This is a genomic window from Paenibacillus sp. FSL K6-3182 (assembly GCF_037976325.1).
GTDB lineage: Bacteria > Bacillota > Bacilli > Paenibacillales > Paenibacillaceae > Pristimantibacillus.
Map to the genome: position 1 here is coordinate 1,511,749 of NZ_CP150265.1, position 26,384 is coordinate 1,538,132.

Annotated in this window: 16 protein-coding genes; 15 read left to right on the forward strand and 1 reads right to left on the reverse strand. The window is 46.9% G+C overall.

Going from position 1 to position 26,384, the window contains the following annotated elements:
• The first annotated feature begins 156 nt into the window (after positions 1-156).
• From MHH56_RS06525 to MHH56_RS06570, 10 genes are all read left to right on the forward strand, one after another.
• A complete protein-coding gene (locus MHH56_RS06525; protein WP_339207398.1) occupies positions 157-966 on the forward strand; it encodes a MerR family transcriptional regulator in 810 nt (269 codons plus the stop codon).
• On the forward strand, positions 956-2,725 hold the full coding sequence (locus MHH56_RS06530) for an ABC transporter ATP-binding protein (RefSeq protein ID WP_339207399.1): 1,770 nt from the start codon (positions 956-958) through the stop codon (positions 2,723-2,725). The genes MHH56_RS06525 and MHH56_RS06530 overlap by 11 nt, the downstream gene beginning before the upstream one ends.
• A gap of 140 nt (positions 2,726-2,865) precedes the next feature.
• Positions 2,866-3,717, forward strand: coding sequence for an SDR family oxidoreductase (locus tag MHH56_RS06535; protein ID WP_339207400.1), 852 nt, complete (start codon positions 2,866-2,868; stop codon positions 3,715-3,717).
• Between the two features lie 146 nt (positions 3,718-3,863).
• Complete coding sequence (locus MHH56_RS06540; RefSeq protein ID WP_339209521.1) at positions 3,864-4,703, forward strand: STM4015 family protein; 840 nt, start codon at positions 3,864-3,866, stop codon at positions 4,701-4,703.
• Positions 4,703-5,929 (forward strand): STM4014 family protein, encoded by a 1,227-nt coding sequence (locus MHH56_RS06545; RefSeq protein ID WP_339207401.1) that lies wholly within the window; start codon positions 4,703-4,705, stop codon positions 5,927-5,929. Before MHH56_RS06540 ends, MHH56_RS06545 begins: the two co-directional genes overlap by 1 nt.
• Positions 5,930-5,935: 6 nt before the next feature.
• The gene (locus tag MHH56_RS06550) at positions 5,936-6,721 is read left to right on the forward strand and encodes an STM4013/SEN3800 family hydrolase (protein WP_339207402.1); all 786 of its coding nucleotides are present in this window, start codon (positions 5,936-5,938) and stop codon (positions 6,719-6,721) included.
• A 74-nt stretch (positions 6,722-6,795) separates the two neighbouring features.
• Positions 6,796-8,094 (forward strand): STM4012 family radical SAM protein, encoded by a 1,299-nt coding sequence (locus MHH56_RS06555; protein WP_339209522.1) that lies wholly within the window; start codon positions 6,796-6,798, stop codon positions 8,092-8,094.
• Positions 8,091-8,978, forward strand: coding sequence for an STM4011 family radical SAM protein (locus MHH56_RS06560; RefSeq protein WP_339207404.1), 888 nt, complete (start codon positions 8,091-8,093; stop codon positions 8,976-8,978). The genes MHH56_RS06555 and MHH56_RS06560 overlap by 4 nt, the downstream gene beginning before the upstream one ends.
• 45 nt (positions 8,979-9,023) lie before the next feature.
• On the forward strand, positions 9,024-9,554 hold the full coding sequence (locus MHH56_RS06565) for a type 1 glutamine amidotransferase domain-containing protein (protein WP_339207405.1): 531 nt from the start codon (positions 9,024-9,026) through the stop codon (positions 9,552-9,554).
• A 192-nt stretch (positions 9,555-9,746) separates the two neighbouring features.
• Positions 9,747-10,388 carry a hypothetical protein gene (locus MHH56_RS06570; protein ID WP_339207406.1) on the forward strand — a complete coding sequence of 214 codons (642 nt, stop codon included), beginning with the start codon at positions 9,747-9,749 and terminating at the stop codon, positions 10,386-10,388.
• Between the two features lie 37 nt (positions 10,389-10,425).
• Here MHH56_RS06570 and MHH56_RS06575 read toward each other — a convergent pair whose 3' ends face one another.
• Entirely contained in the window at positions 10,426-11,241 is an 816-nt protein-coding gene (locus MHH56_RS06575) for an alpha/beta hydrolase (protein ID WP_339207408.1), read from the reverse strand.
• A 118-nt stretch (positions 11,242-11,359) separates the two neighbouring features.
• On the opposite strand from MHH56_RS06575, the gene MHH56_RS06580 reads away from it, so the two are divergent.
• The 5 genes from MHH56_RS06580 (at position 11,360) to MHH56_RS06600 (ending at position 26,027) form a co-directional block, all read left to right on the forward strand.
• Entirely contained in the window at positions 11,360-12,046 is a 687-nt protein-coding gene (locus MHH56_RS06580; protein ID WP_339207409.1) for a M50 family metallopeptidase, read from the forward strand.
• A 22-nt stretch (positions 12,047-12,068) separates the two neighbouring features.
• Positions 12,069-12,887 (forward strand): PPK2 family polyphosphate kinase, encoded by an 819-nt coding sequence (locus tag MHH56_RS06585; RefSeq protein ID WP_339207410.1) that lies wholly within the window; start codon positions 12,069-12,071, stop codon positions 12,885-12,887.
• A gap of 237 nt (positions 12,888-13,124) precedes the next feature.
• On the forward strand, positions 13,125-21,668 hold the full coding sequence (locus MHH56_RS06590) for a cadherin-like beta sandwich domain-containing protein (protein WP_339207411.1): 8,544 nt from the start codon (positions 13,125-13,127) through the stop codon (positions 21,666-21,668).
• A gap of 67 nt (positions 21,669-21,735) precedes the next feature.
• Positions 21,736-22,875: a response regulator gene (locus tag MHH56_RS06595; RefSeq protein ID WP_339207412.1), complete on the forward strand. Its 1,140-nt coding sequence runs from the start codon at positions 21,736-21,738 to the stop codon at positions 22,873-22,875.
• A 32-nt stretch (positions 22,876-22,907) separates the two neighbouring features.
• Positions 22,908-26,027 carry an ATP-binding protein gene (locus MHH56_RS06600; RefSeq protein ID WP_339207413.1) on the forward strand — a complete coding sequence of 1,040 codons (3,120 nt, stop codon included), beginning with the start codon at positions 22,908-22,910 and terminating at the stop codon, positions 26,025-26,027.
• The last annotated feature ends 357 nt before the right edge of the window (positions 26,028-26,384 follow it).

Below are 26,384 nucleotides of genomic sequence, written 5' to 3' on the forward strand. Positions count from 1 at the left end.
ATTGTATTTTTACGAGCGGAAAGGTTAAGATAAACTCCTTATAAGAAGACATATTCTAGACAATATTTCCATAAAATTATAAATTTCATCCTGTAAGCCACTTGCCCTTGACGTTACGTCAAGGGTTATACTCTGTTCAAGAGGGGGAATGAACAGATGAATAATAGTTCTTCTTATGCGATTGGCGCATTCGCGAAGCTGACAAAAGTTACTGAGCGAACGCTCCGTTATTACGATCGACAGGGACTGCTTAAGCCGTCCAGCCGAAACGCGCATGGGCATCGCTTTTATACGGATCAGGATTTAATTCAACTGCAAAAGATTTTGACGTTAAAATATTTGGATTTCTCCTTAGAGGACATTTCTTCTTATTTGCAGCGTCCGGAAGAGGACTTGCAGCACTCATTAGCTTCGCAATATGAGATGCTTAAGAAAAAGCAGGCGCATTTGGAGCGTGTAATAGACACCATTGGACGGATGCAGAAAATTTTGGAGGGAGCGGGAAAGGTCGACAGCCATTCATTGCTAGTGTTTATTCAACATATTCAGCATGAGCAGCAGCAGAAGGAATGGCTGTCAACGCAAATGCCGCCTTCTTTAGTAGATGCGATATTTATGGAGGGGATAGACTCGGAAATCAGATCGGCATTTGAAAGTAAAATAACGGTGTTCGCCATGGAGCTAAAGGAACTTTATAAGCAAGGAAAACAGCCTCTGGACGAAGAGGTGCTTGCTTGCGGACTGAGTCTTGTTGCGCTCTTAGAGGAGCTGCTGTCACCTGTCTTAGAGAGATTTAGTGAAGAGGAGCTTGCGCAATTAGAGGTGCTGAACGATCCAGCTCATTCCTTTGATCCTGTTTTATTCCCAAATTTGTTTACGAAGGATGAAGAAGCCTTCTTAGCCGTTACTTTCGATCATCTTGAGGCATTGAAAATGTTGAAAGCAGGGATAACCGATGAAAAATAGTGTTGAAGCAGATAGGCCGAAGGCAACCATTGGCGTTTCACAATTTTTCAAGCTGATCGCGAAGCATAGACCCGCTAAGTTTTTAATTATCGTTGCCGTTGTACTAGGACTCGGAGAGACGCTGCTCTCGCTGCTCATTCCATTATTGACGAAAAATTTAGTCGAGGAGTTATCGCAATCGACCATCCAAACGATGACGTTTGTTGTGCTGGGAGCAGTATTTCTAGTTCAGACCATTATGTCTGGTTTCTCGGTCTATACGATGTCCTATGTAGGTCAGTTTGTTATTGCAGGCTTGCGACGTGAAGTATGGAACCGAGTGATAAAGCTGCCAGTACCGTTTTTTGATCGCAACAATTCCGGCGAGACGATGAGCCGTGTTACGAATGATACAAATGTGATCAAAGATTTTATCATCGGGCATGTAATATCGTTTTTTGGAGGAATTGTATCTATTATAGGCGGCGTCATTCTCCTGCTGCTGATTGATTGGAAGCTCACGCTGCTTATGCTGATTGCCGTTCCGGTAGCACTTCTTGTTCTATGGCCGCTAGGCACCAAAATGTTCACAGTATCCAAATCCATGCAGGATGAAACTGCATTATTTCAAGGCGATCTTGGCCGTGTGCTCTCCGATATTCGGCTTGTGAAGGCGTCGCTTGCTGAGCCGGTAGAAAATCGTCAAGGCGACAAGCGAATCTCGCATTTGTTTACATTTGGTTTGCAGGAAGCACGAATCATGTCAATCGTAACCCCTTTAATGATGACGGTGATGCTGCTCATTCTTGTTATATTAATCGGTTATGGCGGTGTAAGGGTCGCACAGGGCACTTTAACGGGCGGAGAGCTGGTTGCTGTTATTTTGTATATGTTCCAAATTGTTATGCCGTTTACGCAGATGGCTTCGTTCTTCACGCAATTCCAGAAGGCGATGGGTGCTTCAGAACGTATTTTGGAGCTGCTAAATGAGAAGGAGGAGCAGTCCAGCCATGAGATTGAGGCAGCAGTCCTTCACGAGAAAGACCATCATTCCTTTATTAAATTTGAACAGTTAAGCTTCGGATATTCGGAGGATCGGCCGCTGCTTCATTCGCTCTCGTTTCAAGTGAAGCAGGGACAAGTAACGGCGTTTGTAGGCCCAAGCGGCACAGGCAAGACAACGCTGTTCTCGCTGCTGGAACGGTTCTATAATCCAACCGAGGGCGTCATAACGTATGGCGGGGAACCGATCGCGTCCATGGCGCTGGAAGATTGGCGCAAGCGGATTGCTTATGTTTCACAAGATAGCCCGATGATGCAAGGCTCGATTCGTCACAATCTTACTTATGGGCTGGAGGATGTGAGCGAGGCGAAAATCAGGGAAGCTGTCGATCAAGCGAATTTGACAACTTTTATCGATTCGCTTCCTGAAGGTTATGACACGGAGGTTGGAGAAAGAGGCGTTAAGCTTTCGGGAGGCCAGCGTCAACGGCTGGCAATTGCCCGGGCTATTTTGCGAAATCCTGATATTCTGCTGCTGGATGAAGCGACGGCTCACCTCGACAGCGATTCGGAAATGCAAGTACAAGAAGCTCTTCAGGGCCTGATGACGGCAAGAACGACATTAGTCATTGCCCATCGACTTTCAACTATTCGAGGAGCCGACCAAATCATTGTACTTGAGAAAGGTGAAATTTCGGGTCAGGGCACCCATGCGGAGCTGCTGGAGACCCATGAATTATATGCTAAGCTCGTACAGCAGCAGTTTAGTATTGAGTAGTTAGGTTAGTCGCGACACTAAAACATGCTTTAGCGTTAATGCGATTCCAAAGGGGTATCCAAGCCGTTTTTGTCCAAATAAGCTATACTCAATACAACATGTTATTGTATACCATTCCTAGGAATTGAGGTGGCTTAAGGATGGCTAATGTAGCAGAAGTATCCAATCGACCCCTTGCATTGATTACGGGAGCATCCAGTGGGTTTGGGCTTTTGACTTCGATTCGCTTAGCGCAAGAGGGCTACTTTGTAATCGCAACAATGAGGGACATCGGGAAGAAGGAAGATGTGCTTGCAAAAGCAAAAGAGAACGGCGTACTAGATCATATTGCATTAATGAGGCTTGATATTACCGATTCTGACAACATAGTGGAAGTCATCGAGCAGGTAATGGAGCGCTGGGGCAGAATCGATGTGCTTGTCAATAATGCGGGTTATGCCGTAATGGGCGTCGTTGAGGAAATACCGATGGTGGATTGGCGTGCTCAATTTGATACGAATTTCTTTGGTACCATTGCTGTTACGAAAGCGGTTCTGCCACATATGCGAGTCCGCAGCCAAGGCAAAATTATTAATGTCAGCAGCGGAGCAGGCATTATTGGTTTTTCCAACACGGGTGCGTATTCGGCCTCGAAATTTGCATTAGAGGGCTTTAGTGAAGCGCTACGTCTAGAGCTGCTGCCTTTTTCTATCCCGGTCGTACTCGTAGAACCCGGTACTTACGATACTGGCATTGCAGCAAAGCATGTGTTTCGTGCGGAACAAAACTCCCCTTACAGCAAAATGATTGAGCGCTTTAATCAATTCAATAAAAAGTCGGAGAAAAATGCGCCTAATCCGATTCAGGTTGCGAACACGATCGTGAAAATTTGCCAATCCCGCCGTCCGAAGCTTCGTTATGTGTGCGGAAATGATGCGAAGATGATTTTTGTTATGAAAAAGCTGTTCCCTTGGCGACTCATCGAATTTCTACTTCGCAAAGCACTGCACTAAATTCAAATAGCTGAGAGCGCTGTTTTCTGCGCTGCTCGGCTTTATTTTTATGAAGCCAAGACAGATAAGACCCTGAGACCATTGACGCATCGAAAAAGTCCATGTTACTCTAACTTCACATGGAAACTATTGGAGGGATCATCTTGATTGAAATTCGCTTATCGGTAGGTTATGACGAGTATGAAGAAGGCGTAAGGATGTCTGAACTGATTGAGAAATTGGCATCTAGCGCAGATGGCGAGAAGCTGTCTATACTAACGATTGGCGATTGGGGTCAGGCGTATGAGAATTCTCCGGACAGCTTCTTGGAATCATTGATCAGCCATAAAGATTCTTTTCCTAATTTAACGAAATTATTTATTGGAGATATGGGTTTTGAGGAATGCGAGGTTTCCTGGATTAATCAGACGAACCTTTCACCGCTGCTTGCGGCATTCCCGAATTTGCAGTCATTGTCGATCAAGGGCAGCCAAGAGTTAAGCTTGCAGCCTCTTGTACACGAGAAGCTGCAAGAGCTCGTTATTATTTGCGGAGGGCTTCCGAAGTCTGTACTAGAGGAAATAACGAGTGCAAAGCTGCCTGAGCTGAAGAAGCTTGAGCTTTATCTGGGCGTAGATGATTACGGTTTTGACGGCGGAATAGAGGATGTCATGCCGCTGCTGCAAGGTGATCTGTTTCCAAAGCTTACATACTTAGGCTTGAAGGATAGTGAAATTCAGGACGAAATCGCAATTGCGATCGCGGATGCGCCGATTTTGGACCAGTTGGAAATACTTGATCTCTCTTACGGCACATTATCCGATGAAGGCGGAAAGGCACTGCTTGCAAGCGAGCGTGTGAAGAAGCTGAAGCACCTTAACCTGAGCTACCACTATATGTCGGATGAGCTGCTGCTTCGCTGGAAGCAAACAGGCCTGTCAGTAGATGTGACGGACCAGCAGGAAACGGATGAAGATGATTGGCGTTATCCGTTCCTTACCGAATAATGGATCATTTTAAAAACGACGGCGTTGCCGAAGCTCCTTATTTGCTCATCGGAAATCCGTCAAACAAACGAACATTCGGCTTGCAGGCTGCAAGAAGGAAGCAGGGGCTCGCTCCTGCTGTTGTGCTCTCCTATGAGCAGCTGCTCAAGCGAACAGTGTTTATTCAAGATATTTTGCGAGAATATACAGAAGCTGATAAGGTCATTATTCGGCTTGATGCGCCAGGTGAGGATCAAGCCGTTGAACGACAGTTGATCGCATGGGGTGCGGCTGACCGAAGCGGCGATGACTTATTCTGGTCAGCGGGCTCTCTGCCGCACAATATTTCGATATCCGCGGAGGAAGCGCAGCAGTTGCCGCTGGAGCATGGACGAATCTATTATCCAGCACAGTGGTACCGCGGGTACTGCCGATTTCTTGCTGCTATGCATACAGAGGTTAAAGCTTCAGGCGTTTCCGCAAGCTGGGTAAACTCGCCGGGAAGCGTAGCTAATATGTTCGACAAAAGAAGCTGCTGGCAGCTGCTCACACGCCATGGACTCATCATGCCGGCTCTTCCTGCTCCTACAGGAAGCATAAAAAATTACGATGAGCTGCAAGCGGCGATTGCTGCAAGCGGCATGAGGCGTCTGTTTATTAAGCTTGCTTGCGGATCGGGCGCTTCTGGTGTTATTGCCTATCAAATCAATCCTCGTACAGGCGATGAACTTGCTATCACGACCATCGGCATAGAAGAACGGGCCCGCGGCATTTGCTTTTTCAACGAAGGCAAGCTGCGGCGTTACCGGGAACACTCCGACATTCGGCGAATGGTCGATTGGGTATGCCGGGAAGGTGCACATATTGAACGATGGATTGAGAAGGAAAGCTTCGAGAGCAAGTCGTTTGATGTACGGCAGCTTGTCGTGGATGGTAAGGCTTGTCATACGGTACTCCGTTTAAGCAGCACTCCAATTACGAATCTTCATCTGCGCAACGAACGGAGGATGGATGTCGATCAGCTGCTATCTGCAGAAATAATGGCAGCGGTGCAGCGGACAGCTGAATCCGCGCTCCGAGCATTTCCCGGCTGCTCTGCGGCAGGGGTTGATGTGCTCGTTCAAAGAGGAAGCGGCATGACCTATCCGATAGACATCAATCCTTTTGGTGATTTGCTGTACGGCGCCGAGTATGAGGGAATGAACACCTATGAATGGCAAATGCAGCAGCTGCTTAGAGGGGAATAGATACGAATGCTAGATATGAACCAAATTGTAGGTTCTCACGATATACTCATGATTACGCTTGATACGCTGCGTTATGACGCTGCGAAGCTTGAGGAAAAGAATTGCCCGAACCTTTGCGGAAGTGGAGGCTGGGAGAAGAGGCATTCGCCGGGCAGCTTTACTTATGCTGCCCATCATGCTTTTTTTGGCGGTTTTTTGCCTACTCCTGCAAATACGGACAAAGCTTCTCATATTAGATTGTTTCATACAAAAAATACGGGGCTTAAGACGCACCCTCATACATGGTTATTTGACGCTCCGGATCTTGTATCCGGCTTGCAGGAGGCGGGCTACCGAACAATCTGCATCGGAGGCGTCATTTTTTTTACGAAAAAGAATAAGCTAGCCAAGGTTCTGCCTAGTTATTTTCAAGAAAGCTATTGGCGGATGACATTCGGGGTAACGAATCCGCGTTCGACGGAGCATCAAGTGAATCACGCGCTTAAGCTGCTGGAGAAATCGGATCCCGCCGAGAAGCTGTTTCTGTTCATGAATATATCTGCCATGCATGGACCAAATCATTATTTTGTAGATGGCGCCAAACGGGATTCCGTGGAAACACAGCGTGCCGCGCTTCGTTATGTTGATAGTCAGCTTGCCCCATTGTTTGAAGCCATGCGGCGCAGGGGAAAAACATTATGTCTCGCGTTTTCCGATCATGGGACAGCTTACGGCGAGGATGGCTATGAAGGGCATCGGCTTGCCCATGAGGTTGTCTGGAACGTGCCGTATCGCGAATTTATTTTGGAATAAGGAGGAGAAGCAGCTTGCAAAAATCATCTTCGCTACCATCTTTTTCGGAGCTTAAGGAGCAGGAGCAGCGCTGGATGGGGGCTCCTTACCGTTCCTATTTGTATTCCTATCCCCATAAGACAGCTTACCGAGATTTGTATCCCGCGCAGTCGCTGAAGGAGATGTGGGAGCGGGATCAAACCGATTATTATTTTTTGTATATGCATATTCCCTTTTGCGGTGCTCGCTGCGGCTTCTGCAATTTGTTCACGCTGCCGGATCGTCGTTTAGACGTACATGAGCAGTATATTGATGCTATGCAGCGGCAGGCGGAGCAGTGGGCGCCTTGGTTTAAAGGCAAAACATTTTCGCGATTTGCGATTGGCGGAGGGACGCCAACCTTGCTTGCGGCTCCCCAGTTGAACCGTCTATTCGATATAGCAGAGAATACAATGGGCCTTGATCCGATGAAAGCATCGATATCGGTCGAGACGTCGCCGGAAACGGTAACGGCTGACCGCATGCGCGTTCTTAAGGATCGGCATGTTGATCGGATCAGCATGGGTGTTCAAAGCTTCGTTGAAGAGGAAGCAGCAGCTATCTATCGTCCGCAGAAGCCGCGGCTTGCGGAAGAGGCGCTGGAGACGTTGATGTCCTATTCGTTTCCACTCGTGAATGTCGATCTTATTTACGGTTTGCCTAAGCAAACCGCGGAAACATGGATTTATTCACTGGAGAAGGCGCTCAGCTATGCGCCTGGCGAAATATTTATATATCCGCTATATACACGTGAGAACACCATTATTAAGCCAGAACAGATGCGCAGCGAGGGAGAGGATATTCGACTGGAGCTGTACCATATTGCGCGGCAGCGTCTGGAAGCGGCAGGCTATAAGCAGTTTTCGATGAGGCGTTTCGCTAGAGATACATCGTTTGATCATAAAACCGTGCTGCCCTTCAGCTGTCAGGAGGAAGGCATGGCAGGGCTTGGCTGCGGAGCACGCTCTTACACCCGCGATGTACATTATGCATCGCGTTATGGTGTGAGCGCAGCGGCAACGCGCAGCATTATTGAACAATATGTTGCTGCAGAGCGTTATGATACAGCTGATTACGGTTTTATTCTGAATGAAGCAGAGCAGAAGCGCAGGTTTATATTGAAAGCTTTGCTGCACCGCGAGGGGCTAATCTTACACACGTACGAGGAGCGATTCAAGAGTAATGCGCTAGCCGATCATCCTGATTTGCAGACACTGATCGGTTTGGAGCTGGCGGAGCTTCAGGAGGGTACTCTCCGCCTGACGACACAAGGCATGGCTTATTCGGATGCGATTGGCGACGAGTTTATTTCGGGCGATGTAAGGGAGCTTATGAACGGGTACGTCATCCGATGAAGGCGGTGCTCTATTACCGCGGCGCGTTGTCATCATGCAATTATGACTGTCCTTATTGCCCATTCAGCAAAATAAAGGACAGCAAAGCGACGCTTGCGAAGGACAAGGAGCAGCTTCATGCCTTTATGGACTGGGTTCGGGAGCAAAGCGGCTCCGGACATCAGCTTTCGATTTTTTTTAATCCTTATGGCGAAGCGCTCGTACATCGGTGGTATCGTGAGGCGATGATCGAGCTGTCCCATATGCCGCATATCGAGAAGGTAGCTGTCCAGACCAACTTATCCGTCAAGCTTGAATGGACGAACGACATCGACCGGAGCAAGGCAGCCTTTTGGGTTACCTATCATCCTGGACAAACGAGCCATGCTGCTTTCCTAAGCCAGTGCATGAAGCTGTATGAGCAGGGAATTCCTTTTAGTGTCGGGTCTGTTGGGATACGCTCGGCTTTCGGCGCGATTAAGCAGCTGCGGCAGCTGCTGCCAGAGGACGTATACCTGTGGGTCAACGCCTTCAAGGATCAGAAAAATTATTATTCAGAGAATGATATCGTTTATTTAACCGAAATTGATCCGCATTTCCAGCTGAACGTTCCCGATTACGATAGTTTAGGCAAACCATGCGGCGCGGGCTCACATGTGTTTTATGTGCAGGGGGCTGGCATTGTCAAACGCTGCTATAGCGATCGCAAGGTTATCGGCCATCTCTATCGTGACGGACTTGAGGGTCTAACATCTGAGCGTCCTTGCACGATGAAGAAATGCGGGTGCTACATTGGCTATATTCATATGCCCGAACTGAAGCTTGGCGAGGTTTACGGTGATCGTCTGCTAGAACGTATTCCGTCAGGTTATACGCAGCAGCTTGCTTCAAATTCATCGAAATAGGGTAAAGTAAATCATGGCTTGAATCATGAGAGGAGTGTGCAACATATGACACCACTAAAAAAGGTAGCATTTCTGCTAGCTGATGACTTCGAAGATTCCGAAATGAAAAATCCCTATGATGAAATGGCAAAGAACGGTCACGACGCCGTTATTATTAGCTTGAAGAGCAACGACGAATTAAAAGGAAAACAGGGGACCATTGCGTATACCTCGCATTTGTCCATTGAAGAAGCTGATGCAGATGACTACGCTGCAATCATTATTCCGGGCGGAAAATCACCGTCTCATCTTATGGACAATGCGGATGTGCAGGCGTTCGTTCAAAAGGCAGATAAAGCTGGCACAACTATTGCGGCAATATGCCACGGTCCGCAAATTTTGGAGGCAGCTGGCCTGCTGAAGGGACGCACGTTAACGGCCTATCCTGCTTTATCCGCAGAAATTGAAGCAGCCGGCGGGACTTTTGTCGATAAAGAAGTTGTCGTTGATCGCAACTTTGTTACGTCACGAACGCCAGAGGACGAGCCTGCTTTCATTCGGGAGACACTTGTAAAGCTTGGCGTAAACGCTTGGTAGTTTGAAATTGCTTTCGCTTTTATAGCGAAAGCGCAAGCAGGCAGGACTGTCTCACTAGATCCAAGCGGATCTGGGACAGTCCTTTTTTGTATCACATTGCATATTTTGCTGGAGCGAACTTGGTCATCGCAATGCAAGTAGGGTATACTTTTTAGTATATATACGTTTAGTAAGGAAGGAGAGCATGCTTGAATGCCACACATGAAGCAGGGTGAACATACAGATCAAGCAAACCGCCCCCTTATTCAACGGCCTTCTACAGTGAGCAGGACAAGCCTTATTGATAACGGCATGACCGTTTTGCAGCAATGGGGAGCAGATCATATTTGCAAAGTTTGTATAGCAAACAGCGGATCATGCTGCCGCGATTGCCGCCATTTGCTCGATGGGGTAGGCTGCCAATTGCGAAATACAAGCTGTACAGCATGGTTATGCGGTTTTCATAAATATTTATTGTTTGAGGTTGAACAGTTGGAAGAGTGGAACCTGTTTTGGGATGATGTTCCCGGTCAGGCATTTCGTGAGGACTCTACACCTGAGCAGGTCATAATTGATAAATCATTAACGATTCAACAGCAAACAATGGAGCATCTTGGCGAAGCGCTTGCTGCAGATTTACAGGAGATGGAACGCTCGCATATTGCGATCGGCATTATCCTTACGCTTCGGGAGAAGCTGGATAAAAATATTGATCAGTTTATGCTGGAAGACAAGGATCATAAGCGGAAGCTGAGGATCAAACGGAAAATAAAAGTTCTTTCAAGCGATTTCCAGCGCTTTCACCATTTATTGAATAAGTACAAGATAGAGCTAGCTGAGCTCCATAACATGTAGAAAAAGGAGCCGATTAATACGGCTCCTTTTCAGCTTTTTATTTCAAAAATTCGAGCAGCTCCTCATTGAATCTAGTTGGTTCGTCGAAGAGCATGCCATGGCCGCTTTGCTCGAACGTAACGAGCGTAGAGCCGTCAATGCCGCTAAGCAGCTGCTTGGCGAATTCTGGTGGACATATTTGATCCAGATTGCCTTGGAAAATCGTCGTCGCAGCTTTGATTTGCAGCACATCCTTCCGCAAGTCCTCATCGCGCAGCGACTCGAACGTATGGATTGACCCCCACGCGGATGCCTCTAAGCCGAGCAGCTGCAGCCAATCTTTGAATGGCTGGCTGATGGCGTTTGGGTCTTGATCGGCTAGAAATTTCTCGCCGAAATCTCGGAGCAGCTGCGGACGGTCTTTTTTGATTGCAGCGATTTGATCATTCGCTTCCTCTTGTGTCATGCCATGCGGGTAATTTTCACGCTGCGTGAATGAGGGAGCTGCTGCGCCTAGAAGCGCGAGCTTGCGAATGCCGTAACCGCCATGGCGCGCCATATAGCGGACGGCAATTGCTCCTCCTACCGAGAAACCAACGAGATAGGCTTGATCCAGTTTCAAATAATCAATAACAGCCTTTACGTCATCTGCTAGCCGATCGTAGCTATAGCCAGCTGCGGGAGCACTGGATTTGCCAAAGCCGCGTTGATCGATCCCAATACAGCGATAACCTTGCTCAGATAGCAGGGTGAACTGAGCTTCAAACATTTTGTGGTTCAGCGGCCAGCCATGCAAGAAGATAACGGGGCTGCCGGAGCCTATATCCTCAACATAAAGTTTAACTTTTTTCTCAACCTCAATATAATGTCCCATAATATCTCTCCTCTCGCGTCTATACTTTTACTTACCCGTATTAGCATCTTTTGAAAAATAATTCTTTTTCATACGTAAGAAGAGTTAGAATAGCGGTATATGACTTGGAGGCTAAAGCATGTTTTCTTGGTTGCGAATGACGGCTATTATTATCGTTACTGCTTTTTTAACTAGGTTCATTCCGTTCTCGGCTTTTTTTCAAAATGTGAATACATTAGTCCACGAGCTTGCCCATGCGCTTGCAGCTTTGCTGCTTAAGGGAAGCGTCTTGCATATTTATTTGTACGCTGACCAAAGCGGAGTGACTTATACCTCGTACACGGACAGCTGGATGCTAATCCCGATTGCGCTTGCCGGCTATACGGGCTCAGCTTTGTTCTCGCTGCTGCTTTTCTTTCTATATGCAAAAGGAAAAGCTCGTTTTGGACTCGCGATCGTTGCGATAGCAGCTGGAGTGGCGCTCGCGCTTTTTGTTCGAAATGATTACGGCATGGCTTGGAGCGCGGGTTTCCTAGCATTGACGGTTCTTATTTATTTTGCTGCTCCTCGCTGGCTCAGAGACTTTTATTATTTGCTGATCGCTTTTATTTGTTTAGTGGAATCCATTATTAGTCCATTTGTGTTGCTCTATCTTGCGATTACGGAGCCCGCATCAGCTGGGGATGCGGCTGGTTTAAGCGACGTAACCGGTGTACCTGCCTTTGTGTGGTCCGCTTTGTTCTGCTTCTTCTCGCTCTGGTGTGCCAAAATAGCGACTAGCTGCTTGTTTAGGAGAGGCGCTGGTGGGATACTAATAAGTAAATAAACACTGGAGAGGCTGTGAGCAAATGTCCAAAAGCTACAAACTGCCAGAGAAGAAAAAGGTGGATCTGAAGGACATCGATCCGAAGGATACGGGGCGCTTTTCGAATAAAGAAGAGGTCGTTCAGGCAGTGAAGGAGCTTGAGCTTGAGCTGCAGCAGCTGCAAGAAAAACTTGCCGCGAGCAAAGAGCATGCCGTGCTGTTTGTGTTTCAAGGCATGGATTGCAGCGGCAAGGATGGTGTAATCAAAAAAGTATTTGCCGGACTTCATCCGCAGGGCATTTCTGCCCACAGCTTTAAGACGCCAACAGAGGAGGAAGCGCGGCATGATTTTTTATGGAGAGCACATGTTGCCGTGCCTGCCCTTGGCCAGATAGCTGTATTTAACCGTTCATACTATGAGGAAGTTTTGATCACTCGAATCCATGGTACGGTAAAGAGCGAGGAAGCGAACGAGCGGTTTAAGCATATCAATCATTTTGAAGCTCTTTTAGCGGGCAGCAGGGTGAAAGTGGTCAAAATCTTTTTGCACATATCGAAGCAGTTCCAACTGGAGAAGCTAATAAGCCGTATTGAAGATCCGAAAAAAAATTGGAAGTTCGACCCGTCCGACTTAAAGGAGCGCAAGTCTTGGAAGCAGTACAGCGAGCTTTACGAGGAGCTGTTTGAAAAATGCAGCAAAGCGGCGCCATGGTATGTCGTCCCCTCTGATAATCGCTGGTATCGCAATTATGCGGTGCTTCGAATCGCGGTGGATGCGCTGCGGAGCCTTGATTTGAAAGATCCGGCAGCAAGGCCTGAGCTCCAGCCCTTTTTGGAGGAGCTTAAAAAAGAAGAAGCATAGCTTGCAGATGATTGATAAAGAATGGCAGTCCAACACATGGCTTCATGTGCGGGGCTGCCTTTTTTGTGTTTATAAGATGTAGGCTGCCTTTTGATCCTCAAGGAAGCTTTCCTATTTATCTTGTTATCCAGAGCGAGAATCATGTCGAAATATGTTTAGAACATGTCCAGAGCCAACTACTATAATGGTATTTATTGCTATATCAACGATGATAGAAGACTCAGGAGGGATTTTTTTATGATACATAAACCATTTGTCAGAGTAGTCAGCATGCTGCTCGCAGTGGTGCTGCTTACAACGATTTATCCTGTATATCCAAGCAGGTCGGGGCAGCAAATTTTCGCTCAGGAATCAGCTGAGACAGAGGTGGAAGAGCCTACAGTAACAAGCTCCTCCTACGATATGGAGTCTTTGGCTGTTGCCGGAGGTGCTGATAAGTTCTCCGATTATGGATGGGAGAAAATAGAATCGAACATTAAGCCTAGCCCGCGTATGGGGGCTGCTATGGCATTTGATGAAAAGAACGGAAAGGTCATTATGTTCGGGGGAGAAGGCACTTCGGGGCTGGTGAAGGATAACTTCCTGTGGGACGGCGAAACCAAGCAATGGCAAAAGCTCGCTGACTCGAGTGTGCCAAGTGGCCTTGTTGCCCGCAAAGGAGCGGCGATAACCTATGATCCTAACCTAGAGCGCGTCGTGATGTTCGGAGGCGAGGGTGCTTCAGGCGTCTTGAACGATATTTGGGTGTGGCATGGTGAGGTATTGCAGTGGAAACCATTGCTAATCCCAGCTCCATCGGCACGTGCTGGCGCTCAGTTTGCCTATGATGGACAAAACTTGGTGCTGTTCGGCGGTTATACGCTGTCTGGTTCTACTAAGAATAGATTAGCGGATACTTGGATTTTTAACGGAACGAGCTGGGAACAGCGGACACCTGCCCAAAGCCCTCCGGCCACTTATTCGGGCTCGATGGTTTATGACGGGCAGCATGCCGTGCTTTATGGCGGTAATATTGGTGATGAAATTCGCGGAACAGCCTATCAAATCAGTTCGAATACGTTATGGGCATGGGACGGAACGACTTGGAATGACAGCGCTCCAAAGGTTGAAGCGCAGGACTGGGGCCGCTGGGGGCAAGCGATGGCCTACGATGGACGGAGAGTCGTCTTCTATGGTGGAGAGTTCGATTGGATCAACCCGAGCAATAGTGCGGTTACGCCAAACAAAAAACGGCCTATCGCAAATTCGCAGGATGATCAAGGGAAGAAAGCTGCTTTCGGCTGGGACGGGAGCGCTTGGTCGGTATGGTCTGGCAAGAGCAAAGGGCCGGGCGGCGGCATAGAAGGCGGTCCAGGCTCAGGAAGCTATATGAGCATGGCGTATGATGGTTATAACTTTGTCGTATTCGGCGGAAACCATGAATGGGGAGGACTAACGAATGAGACGTTTACATTCGGCAATCCTTTGCCTACCTTGCCGCTCGTGAGCATAACGGGTTCACCAACGATATTGATGGACAAGAACAACAAAGCGAATGATCTAGCAAGGTTCTCTGCTAATGTGAAAGGCAAAGCGCTCAGCGAAATTGGGATAGAATACCGTGAAGCGGGTCAAACCACATGGCAGAAGAAGGCTCATTTGTCGGCTGAGGCTGGTGCAGTCACCATTGATCTTAACGGCTTGAAGTGGCAGGTCGACTACGAAGCACGCGTGTATGCGACAAATGTTGTGGGGACGGCATACAGCGCAGTTTCTACGTTCAAGTTTTTTGAGGACCCGGCTATGGTGGTTCCAGACCTGCGTTATGACCGTGCTTCGCCATCGGTGCTGCATACGAAAGATAAGAAGAGGCTGGTCGTCGTCGGAGAGGGCATCACCAATTTGTGGAGAAAGCCAGCTTCTAATATTCATTATTCACTCAAAAGCCAAGGCGGGCAGTTGTATCCGTTGACGCCAAACGTTCGCAATAATCAGGAGCTAGAGCTGACTTGGACGGATGAATTGCCGGATGGCAAATATGATTTGGAGCTTAATCACGATTTTTACGATGATTTTGTTCTCTCAGGCGCTTTGCTTATTACTTCAACCGGCGTATATGAGCCGCGCGATTATAATGAAATTATCATTCCTAGTACAGACTCGGACAATGAAGATATTAGTCAAATGGCTATTAGAGGGCCGTTCACGGAAAATCCCTCGGAGCTTGGTATATTTAAGCTAAACAACATAAATCAAGTGGTCATGCTGAATGAATATATTAAATTTAAAGGAACGAGCCTGACGATTGATAAGACGGGTGTAGATACGTATGTAACGGGTGTCGGACGGCTTTATGTTGAAAAAGCTGGCATTATGTATACGTTGTTCCTTGGCTCCTTTGAGTTTAATTCAGCCGAGTTCGTTATCGAGCTTGCTGGTGATATGCAATCTGATTATTTGAGCTTGAATTTGCCGATTACATTGAAGAAAATTACTTTTATAGCAGGCGGGGTAAGGCTCGGCGGGGATGTTAAAGTAGATTTCAGTGCAGGAACGACCAAAATTAAAGGCGAATCGGAGATTGAAGCGTTAGAGTACAAGCGCGAACGGTTCGATTTTGCTGGTAAATTCAGTATTGCAGGCGAGTTTGAGGCAGGTCCGCTCGAGGGTGCTGAGCTGAGCTTCCGGCTTGATACACGCATTCCGCTCTATGGTGCGGGAGGCTCCTTCGATTTGCGCAAGCAGAAGGTTGGATTTGAAGCAGATATTCAGTTCAAACGCGGGAAGCTTGATGCGCTTAGCTTTGGCGTTCGCCGCAAAATCAAGCTTGGCTCGACGGGGGCACAGCTCACTCGTCTTGGCGGCGGGTTTTCAAATCTAGCGAGCCAGAGCGAAGTACCGTTTACGTTGAAAGCGTTTGGCGGTGCATCAGATGTCATTGCGCCTGAGATCAAAGGCTACAATATGGTGAACGGCAACAATTTGAGCGTAGGATTATCGCGTTATCATTTTGAAGCGTCCGGAGAGCTGGCTGTTTACTGGGTTCCGGTTGCGAATTTGGATTTTCTGACCATTTGGAACGCAGCGGGCTTTAAAGAGTACAGCAGTGCAGGCTTCCGATTGGATGCGAACTTGAATCTGGTAGACGTTGTGGTCGGTCAGCTGTTCGCGCAATATTTTGCAAAAAGCGGCTACGCAGGTTTTGTTAGTGCACGCATAAAAATACCGAACTGGGTGTCGGTTATCGGCGGCAAAAGCTTTGGCGGCATTGATGTCGGCGTAAACAATCGTGAGATTTTTGGATCGGTTGGTTCAGGCTGGTTCGGTGGTTCTGCCAAGTATATGTTTGCTCCGAACAGCTTCGACTTCAGCCTTGGCGCGAGCAAGGATATGAAGCGAGAAATTGAGAGAATGAAAAAAAATATGGTTAAGCCGCCGAGCGCTCGCTCGATGCCATTGCTAAGCAGCAGTGCTTTGCTGTTCACAAGCGCATTCGCGGATACTTCTTTTACACCTCTTACGAATCCTTTGCTCACAGAGGATAAAGGTTACATGCTGAAGCTTCAGAAGGATGTGCTGCAGCAGGGTGAGATAGGTGTAGATACGGCTGCAAGCGGTCGTATTTTATTGGGTCAGTTTACGGCTGCATTGCGTGAGAATTCACCGCAAGCCAGCTTTACGAAGCAGGATCAGATTCAATACACATTGCAGGCAGACCATAGTTTCAAAGCGCTGCTTGTGCTGGATGGCAAGCAGGAAGATCTTTCGATCATTCGTCCGGATGAAAGTGTGGCATCACTCAAGTTCCCTGACACGGAGAAGGCTGGTAATGGTGCTATTTCTGCCGTATATCGTGAAGATGAGGATAAAACGTATATCCGTTTACAACTAACAGCGAATGAAGATTGGAAGCTGGCTGCATCGCACTCTTTGCAAGTGGAATTGTACGAGCTTACATTCCTAAATGAATCGCTCAGTCTTACTGAGCTAGCAGGACGTTGGGCTGCTGCACCTGAATTGAAGCTAACAGCAATAGATATGATGGAGCGCGGCTTGAAGCTGGTAGAGCTTGACCAGCCTAAAGGCGCTGTGAAATTGTACAAGCCAGATGGCCGTGAATATGGTCTGGAGTCGGATTCACTTAAATCAGGCTGGAATCATTTTGTCGATCCAGTAAGCGGTAAGCTTTATCTGTTGATCGATGTAGCTCAGCCGGGCGAATGGCTGCTTGAAGCAGGACAGAAAACGCCGGCTAAGGTATTTGCTCTTGGAGAGCATACCACGATTGGGGAGCTGAAAGACTGGATAACAAGCGGTGAGCTTCATACTGAAGTCAACCTAAAAAGCGGTCAGACCTTGCTTGAAATCGATCAGGCGGATGAGTCTGCGGTACTGTATCGCCCAGATGGCTCGGTATATCCGCTGCAAGCGGATCGCAGCGAATCAAACTGGAATGCATATTATGAGGCTGATAAACAAAAATGGACGATTTTGGTGCAAGCAGAGGATGAGGAAGCGGGTCTTTGGACCGTTCGCGGCAAACAATTCGTGACCATACGTGCCTTCCGCAGTGATGAGCAATACGACAGCTTAATTCCGTTTTTCTCAAATGGAACAGCAGAGTATACGACGAGTTTACAAATCGATAAGCCAGGCCGATATATGTTTATGTTAACAGGTGGTTCTCGCGATACCCAAATTATTGCACCTGATAACAAAGCCATTTCGGTTGTTTTTGAGGACGAGAATGCCAAAAACTACAATGCGGTGCTGCAAGCAGCAGTTGCAGAGGAAGATGAGGAAGCGGATAAATACGGCGATATGACATTTACATCGAATCTGCCTTTTGTTGCAGATGCGGATATGCTTTATGTCGCTGTTGATATCGAACAAACAGGAAAATGGGAAATTCGCTCATCACTGCCTATTCAAGCAAGCATGTATGAGCTCGATCCTGTAACTGAAATTAGCGAATTTAGTGCAGTTCCGGAGACAGAAGGCACGAATCGCTTCAAAGTAAAATGGAACGTCGACCATGCCAAGCAGGGAACCAAAGTAAGCTTAATGGTAACCGATCAATCCAATAAGGCAATCGGGCCGGTTATTTTGAAAGATCTTCCTGCATCAGGCATTCAAACGATTGATATTCCGGATGAATTTATGCCGGGTCAATACTGGTTGTCTATGGTGGCGGAAGGTGAAGAAATTGCACCTCTCTTTGCGGTAACGTCTGAGCCAGTACAGTTGACTGCTGAGGTCTTGCTGCCTCAACCGAAGCAGCTAGCGATTACTTCAACTGGAAACGGTGAGCTTACGCTGCGTTTTCCTTCCATTAAGGCCGAGGGACTAGAATATTATCAGTTGACGGTCAGCTATAAGGATGATGAAGGAAAAACTGTAACGGATACATTCGGAGCAGATCCTATGGCCGGAGATTGGCAGGACGTCATTATATCCGGGTACAAGCCGGAGCACAGCTACACCATCAATGCGATGGCGGTTGGCGAGCAAAATGGCAAAGTTATTGTTAGTCCAGTGTCAGCTAATGTGGAGGCGTTTTTGCCTAATCCGAAACGGGCAAAGCTTAACGTTGCTTTTAATACTTTTGGTGCTAAGCAGAAAACAAGCACCTACAAAAGTTATGATGAGCAAGAGGAGATTATGGTTAACACAGCTGCGGAAAAGGTTAGTGTAGAGCTGACTAGTGATCAAGCAGCAAAGCTTAATCTTTACGTAAACGGGGAATTGTTGCAGTCCAAGGATACCGAAGCCAATACGATCGCATCGTTCAATCTGAATGAATTGCTACTAGGCAAAGAAACGAATGAGCCGCTAGAGCAGCTTGATTATACGATTGAAATTGAAGCGGTTAACGAGCGCGGCGATTACAGCTCTGATTATAGGAAATTGTACGTAGACCGTACGGAGCCATTCTTGTATGTAGCAGGCAAGCAGAATGAGGATCTTGTTCGTGAGCCTCTCAATGGGCAGGTCGTATATGGCAGCCGTATACCTATGGTTGGTCAAACGGAAATAGGAGCTTTGCTGACCGTTGACGGACGAGCTGTTCCAGTGAACGCAGAAGGGAAATTTAATTATTTTGCTCCGATTGTGTGGGATGAAGCTGGCCTTCATACTGTAATCGTCGAAGTGGAAGATGAAGTCGGCAATCGAGTCGAATATCGATTTGATGTTGTGCAGGGAACAGAGACCGAGGAGCAGTCCAAGGTGAAGCCTTCCGATTTGGCAGCGCTAGAGCTGAACAAGGGTGTTCTATCCCAGCCTTTCCATCCGGATATGACGGGCAAATATGAGACGGTAATAGAAGATGGCAAGGTTCGATTATACGCTGTAGCTGCTGCAATAGATTCTATTGTAACAGTGAACAATGTGCCGTTGAACGCGGAAGGTTACGCAGAGCTTGAGGCTCCGATTGGCAACGGCGTAACTACAGCGCAGGTGAAGGTATCAGGAGCAGATACAAGTGAAAAGACATACGTCATTGAAGTGAGAAGCAAGCCGTCGGATGTCGCTGTTCTGAAGAGCCTCACGATGCGGGCAGGGACAGAGGAGCTGCTGACAGAACCAGCATTCAATGGTGCTGATAGCACTTATAGCGTGTATGTCGAAAATAATACGAATGCGGTAAGCGTTGCGGCTGAAGCTTATAAGCAAGGATCTACGATTCGTGTAAATGGCGAGCAGATTGGCGAAGCTGGGATTTCTGTGCCAGTACAGGTGGGAGAGACCCATGTAGCCATACAGGTTATCGCGCCAAATGGACAAGAGAATAAAACCTATAACGTTAAGGTTATTCGTGCGAAGGACAGCAATGCACAATTAAAGGAGCTAACGGTAAGCGGAGGAGTGCTAACGAGTGCTTTTGCAGGGAATGAGATGAATTACCAGATCATAGCGCCTTCCGATTCTGCGGCTCTTAGCATTGCTATGGAAGCAGCTAGTCCGAGTGCAGTCATTCGTATAGCAGATGGCGAAGTTGACCTCGGCAGCGGAGGAACGCATGTGCTTTCTTTGCGCAGCGGAATTCAACCTGTTCGACTGGATGTAACAGCAGAGGATGGTACTGTTGCAACTTACAAGCTTGCTGTTATCAAGCAGTCTGCTTCTGCAGCACCAGCGCCGTCGTTAACTGAGCTTTCTATCTCTGGATTAGAATTGCTGCCGGCATTCTCTGCGAGCAAGCTCAGCTATAAGCTGAAGTCAGAGATAGAAGACGCGAATGTGACTGTGCTTGCCAACACCTCAAATTCTGATGCTATACTGACCATAAATGGTAGGCCAGTTGAGAAAGGCGTGCATCAGACTGTAAGTTTAAAGGTGGGTACAAATCTAATTGTGATTGGAGTCGAGTCTGCTGACCGCAGCAGCTCAAGGCAATATTCGATTGAAATCGTTCGGAAACCAACGTATGCAACGCCGGATCGATTAGCGACTGTCGCATCAGGGGATTCAAATGCTGCAATAGCAAATGTAACCATTACTAGAACGGTTGCTAGAGATGGCAGCAAAATAGATACGGTTAATATTCCGCTTGCTAAGGCGGAGGAAATTCTTGCACAGATGAAATTGCAGAAGCAGAATGCGGCTCGCATCGTTATTACGAATTTGATTAATAATCCGAGCGATGAGATCAAGCTGAATGTTCCGTTAAAAGCAGTTGCCGCTTTAGCCGAGAGCGGAATTAGTCTTGTCATCTCAACGCCAACAGCAGAGTTGACGTTATCGCCAGAGACGATTCGTCATATCAAGGAAGCGGGTATTGACCTTTATCTCCGCTTTGTACCGATTCGCGAACAAGCGAAGCAAAAGCAAATTTATGACAGGCTGCTTGGCGAAGAGAAGCTTAAGAAGCAGTTGGGTGGCAGGGATGCTGAACTGCTAGGCCAACCTACTGCAATTGAAACGAACTATAAGGATAGTGTTACTCGCATCGTACTGCCGATAGCTGGTCTTGAGATTGCAAAGGACAGTGCAGCTGCGAAGGAGCTTGAGGCTCAATTAGCTGTTTACATTGAGCATAGCGATAGAGAAAAGGTGCTCCAGCCAGGAACACTGCAATATGACACAAAAGGAATCGTGAAAGGTATGGCATTTGATGTTGCTAAATTCAGCAATTTTGCTGTCGTTCGGCTTACGAAGGACAAACTTTATGAGCCTTACGTAACGGGGTATCCGGATGGAACCTTCCGTCCAAGTAAAACGATTACTCGTGCAGAGCTTGCAGTCATACTTGCCAAAGAGCTTAAGAAAAACGCCAGCCTGCTGGAAGAAACGGCGCCTAATCCTAATGAAACAGAGCTGCCAGAGTTTAGCGATGTCGTCTCCGATCACTGGGCAAAAGAAGCGATTACGCTGTTGAAAAATCATGGTATTATGAATGGTGACGAGCAAGGCAAGTTTAGACCGGGCGACGGAGTCTCTCGTTCAGAGATAGCGGTTATCGCGGCTCGTTGGAACAAGCTGTCTCTAAGCGGTACTGCCAAGGCGGATTTTACAGACTTAACGGGACACTGGGCATCAAATGAAGTTGCTGCTGTTGCAGAGGCAGGGTTTATGAAGGGATATCCGGATCATACCTTCCGTCCGAATGGTTTGCTGCTTCGCGGAGAAGCGGTTCGTGTACTCAACGCAATCTTCAACCGTCCAGTGCCGCAGGAAACTGTCAGCTCTAGCTGGCCGGATGTCGCGCCAAAACACTGGGCTATGTTAGATATTGAAGCTGCTTCTAGATATGTGCAGAAGCTGCCAGATGGACAAGTTCGAGTCGTAAAAACGAAATAAAACTAGGTCATACCGATAGCAGAAGGCTCACTGAAAAATAACAATGGAAGGAGGAGGGCATGGATCAATGCTAAAGGTAATATTAGTGGATGATGAGGAGCCGGCATTGATACATTTGGAACGATTGCTGAGGGCAGATGGCCGGGTTCAAGTTGTGGGCAAGTATACCTCTGCTATGGAGGGACTTGACCACCTAGCTCGCAGTTATGCCGATATCGCGTTTCTTGATATCGGCATGCCCGAGATGAACGGCCTTGAAGCAGCTGAACGTATACAGGAGTTGTACCCTGCAATACGTATCGTTTATGTAACCGCCTATTCAGCGTATGCTGTTGAAGCATTTGAGCTGCATGCGCTGGATTATTTATTGAAGCCGGTCGATTCTGCGAGAATTGGAAAAACGATAGATCGTATTGAGGAATATGCGAAGCTTTTGAACAATCAAGCACAAAGCTTCGAAGCTCTAGTGGAACAAAATGAGCTTTCAGTGCGATGCTTTAAACGGCTTGAGCTTGTAGGCGGGGCTGCTTTAAACGGCAAGGTGAAGTGGAGAACGAAAAAGGCGCAGGAGCTCTTTGCTTATTTCCTTCATTTGGAGGGTGCTTGGGTTACGAGAGAGCGGCTTATTGAAACGCTTTGGCGAGAGTATGAGCTGGACAAGGCGGTTACCTACCTTCACCATTCCGTTTCACGCATTAGATGGCTACTGCGTGAGTGGGGAGTTTCTTTCACAGTTGAGTATCAAGGTGAGAGCTACCGACTTCCGTATGCTGCCATTCGTACCGATGTAGCTGAGTTTGAGGAGACAGTAGCTGAGCTCCCGTATCAGTTTCAGGATAATTGGAGTCGGTATGAGCATGCGATTTCTCTTTATAAAGGCGATTATTTGGAGGATCATAATTATGCGTGGGCAGAGACCAAAAGAATAAATTTGCAGCATCGTTATTTTCGGCTGGTTAGCAGTATGGCAAGATATGAACTGGAGGAAGGCCGTGCTCAATCGGCTATCCAGAGACTGACGACTGCTCAGATCAGCTTCCCATACTCAGATGAAATTTGCAGATTGCTTCTTGCAGGTTATGCTCAGATAGGGGATACGGAATCGCTTAACCGCTGCTACGAAACCTATGCGCAATTATTATTGCAGGAGCTAGGCGTCATTCCTGAGAGGCAAACGACGGATTTATATCATCAATTATCCCAGTAAGACGTGAATTTAGGCAAGGAGGCAACGATGGGATGAGAAAGCAATGGTGGACGATAGTTGTATTTTTCCTTATCGTTGTAGCTTTTCCGGTAAACGAGTTTTTTTATAATCAATCCATTGAGAAGAGTGCACCCCATTCAAGCGCTGGCACGTTGGATTTGCGGGAATGGAATTTCGAATCAGAAGGACTTGTCGCGCTGAATGGTCAATGGGAATTTTATCGTGGACAGCTGCTGCTGCCAGAGCAATTCGCAGATCCAGCTATTTCTCCTTATAAGAGGCCTGAACTAACAGGCCTCTTTCCTGTGCCAGCGGAGTGGAACAGCTATATAGCGGAGGACGGCAACCCGCAGGGAGCAGGATTCGGTACTTATAGGCTGAGAGTGGAGTTAAACAACACAGCAAAAACGCATTACGGAATACGAACGACAAATATCCGCATGGCTAACCGGATATTTATAAATGGACAGGAAGTGGGAGCAAGCGGAGTACCGGGAGTCTCAGATAAAGAAGATATCGCATCGAATATCCCTTATGTTGGATTCGTACCCGTAGATAGATCCTATGTTGAAATTATCGTACAAGTATCCAATTTCAACTATGCTTCGGGCGGCATCATCTATCCGATTTGGTTTGGCTATGAGGCTGATATTCGCAAGAGCCGCGACATCGCGTTGTTTGGTGAATTTATGAACATCAGCGGGTTTGCATTGTTTTCTATGTTTTTCCTTCTTTTGTTCTACATGCGCAAAAAAGAGCGCTCGTTGCTTTACTTGGCTTTATTTTGCTTAGCTCTGCTGCTCTATGTATGTACTCATGGCGAGAAGATGATTGCACTGGTCTTGCCTCAGCTTAGCTACGATTGGATCATGAAGCTGCAGAACATTTCTTCAGCATTCGGTTATTATTTTTTATTGCAATATGTGAACGTGTCGGTACCAAGAGCTGTCAACAAGCTTGTGTGGCGGGCAAGCAATATTGCAACGATTATCGTCATTATTGCAGCATTCATGCTGCCGACGATGCTTTATTCACAGTGGTTTTTGAAGGGAATAGGTCTTTCAGTATTTACTTTTGGAGTAGTGCTTTACACCCTTGTCAAAGGTGTTATGCGCCGATCGAGGGATGCCTATTTTTTGCTTTTGAGTGCGATAACCATTTTGGTATTTATAATCGTCAGTGTCATGCAAGTATTTGGTCTATTGGAAAATCATTTTTTTATCTCGTTTGAGCTGCTTATCTTGGTCATTGTTCAAGTAATCATGCTAGCTCGACGTTTCTCTCACACCTTTAATGAGGTGGAAGAGCTCTCTCGCAAGCTGTTGACCTTGGATGAATTAAAGGATGAATTTATGGCGAATACGTCGCATGAGCTTCGAACGCCGCTGCATGGTATTGTAAATATCGCAGAATCCTTGCTTGAGGGTGTAGCGGGGACGCCAAACACCGATCAGGCAAGACAGCTTTCTATGATTGTATCAACGGGTAGACGATTGAATTATCTGATTCATGATATTTTAGATTTTTCCACCTTGCGAAACGGACAGCTTACACTGAATCGGCAAGCTGTTGATTTATCAGCAGCAGCGCAATCCGTAGTCGAGGTCATTGGGCATTTAGCCGATAAAAAAGGGGTAAGCCTGACGCAGGATTGGCCGCAGCAGATGCCGCTGCTCGATACTGATGAGGAGCGTCTGCGTCAAATTTTATTTAATTTGCTTGGCAATGCGGTGAAATTTACGCATCAGGGTGAAATTCGGATCTATGCGGAAGTCGTGGATTCATGGGTGAAAATTAGCATTACGGATACTGGAATTGGCATCGCGGCGGATCGTTTAGATGACATTTTCAAGGCGTTTAATAGCGTTTCCACTGTAGATCTACAATCGGGCTATAGTGGCACCGGTATCGGGTTGAACATTACGAAGAGACTCGTGGAACTTAATGGCGGGTATATTGAAGCAAATTCACAGCTAGGTATAGGTTCAACGTTTTCATTTACACTTCCTTCAGCTGCGCTGTCTGCTATTTCTGAGGTTGCTGCTGGTAAAAGCGGCAGAGCAGCGATTCAACCAGCATTAGCGCTCAATAAAACATTTCAAGCAGCGATGAATCGGAATGAAGTGATAGAAGATACACATCCATTCACTGTGTTAGTAGTAGATGATGATCCCGTAAACCTGCAAGTATTAATAAATGTATTGTCTATGGAAAATTATACAGTCATTGCGGTTGACAGCGGCGCTGAAGCGCTGGAGGTACTATCCAGCGAGCGACGGATTGATCTCGTTATAACAGACTGGATGATGCCAGCGATGTCTGGCCTAGAGCTTTGCCGTAGGATCAGGGAACAATACTCGTTGTCTGAACTGCCTGTACTTATGCTGACCGCAAGAAAATTGGCAGGCGATATTCAAACGGGCTTTAGTGCTGGAATCAATGATTTTTTAACAAAACCTGTTGACGGTATTGTACTGCGTGCTCGCGTACGAACTTTGCTTGAGCTTAGACAGTCTGTTCAAGCGGCTATTCGATCGGAACTGGCTTTTCTGCAGGCACAAATTAAACCTCATTTTTTGTACAACGCACTCAATACGATTATTTCGATATGTCCTGATGATCCGGATAAGGCTACAGAATTGTTATTGAATTTAAGCCGATATTTACGCAGCAGCTTCGATTTCCAGAATCGTCAGCAGATCGTCAGCTTGGAGAAGGAGCTTGAGCTTGTTCAGTCTTATGTCAAATTAGAGCAAGCGCGGTTCGGCAAACGATTGAATGTTGTATATGAGGTGGATAAACAGCTGCGAGGATTTATTCCGCCGCTTAGCATTCAGCCGATTGTAGAAAATGCAGTTAGGCATGGTGTCATGCAAAAGGCTGCTGGGGGCAAGATCGTATTACGTATTCAAGAGGCAGAGGAGAAGCTAATTATTTCAGTTTCGGATAATGGCGTTGGCATTAAGCAAAGTGATCTCAGTACGCTATTGCTTGGGCAACGGCAGTTGTCAGGCGTTGGCTTAACCAATATTCACCGCAGACTGCTCTCTTTGTACGGAAATGGCCTTGGTATTTCAAGCGAAGCAGGAGAAGGAACGACGGTGACCTTTGAGGTTCCGCAGATACAAATAGATATGAGCAAGACTTCGTAAAGTTTGATTGAATCGATGAAGTGAGAAGCGCTTAGGTGAGTTAGAGTTTGATCCTAAGTGCTTTTTTTCTTTAAAAAAACGGCTTGGAGAAAACATCAGTTTATTGATTGATTCTGTATGAAATAAAACGACATTTCATGTCGAAAAAAAGAGGATTTTATTCTATATTGTCGAATATCAAATTAGTTATAACACTGACATTTTTTGGTGAAAGGAAGGTTGGGAGGAAATTTCAACTGGATAGCATTTCATAGAAACGAATCGGAAGTTCAGTTCATTTACTAGAAAGGAGAATGCTAGACATTTTTTTAGTTGAGTAGCAGCTGTATCAAAAGACACATCTTGTAAAATTCTAAT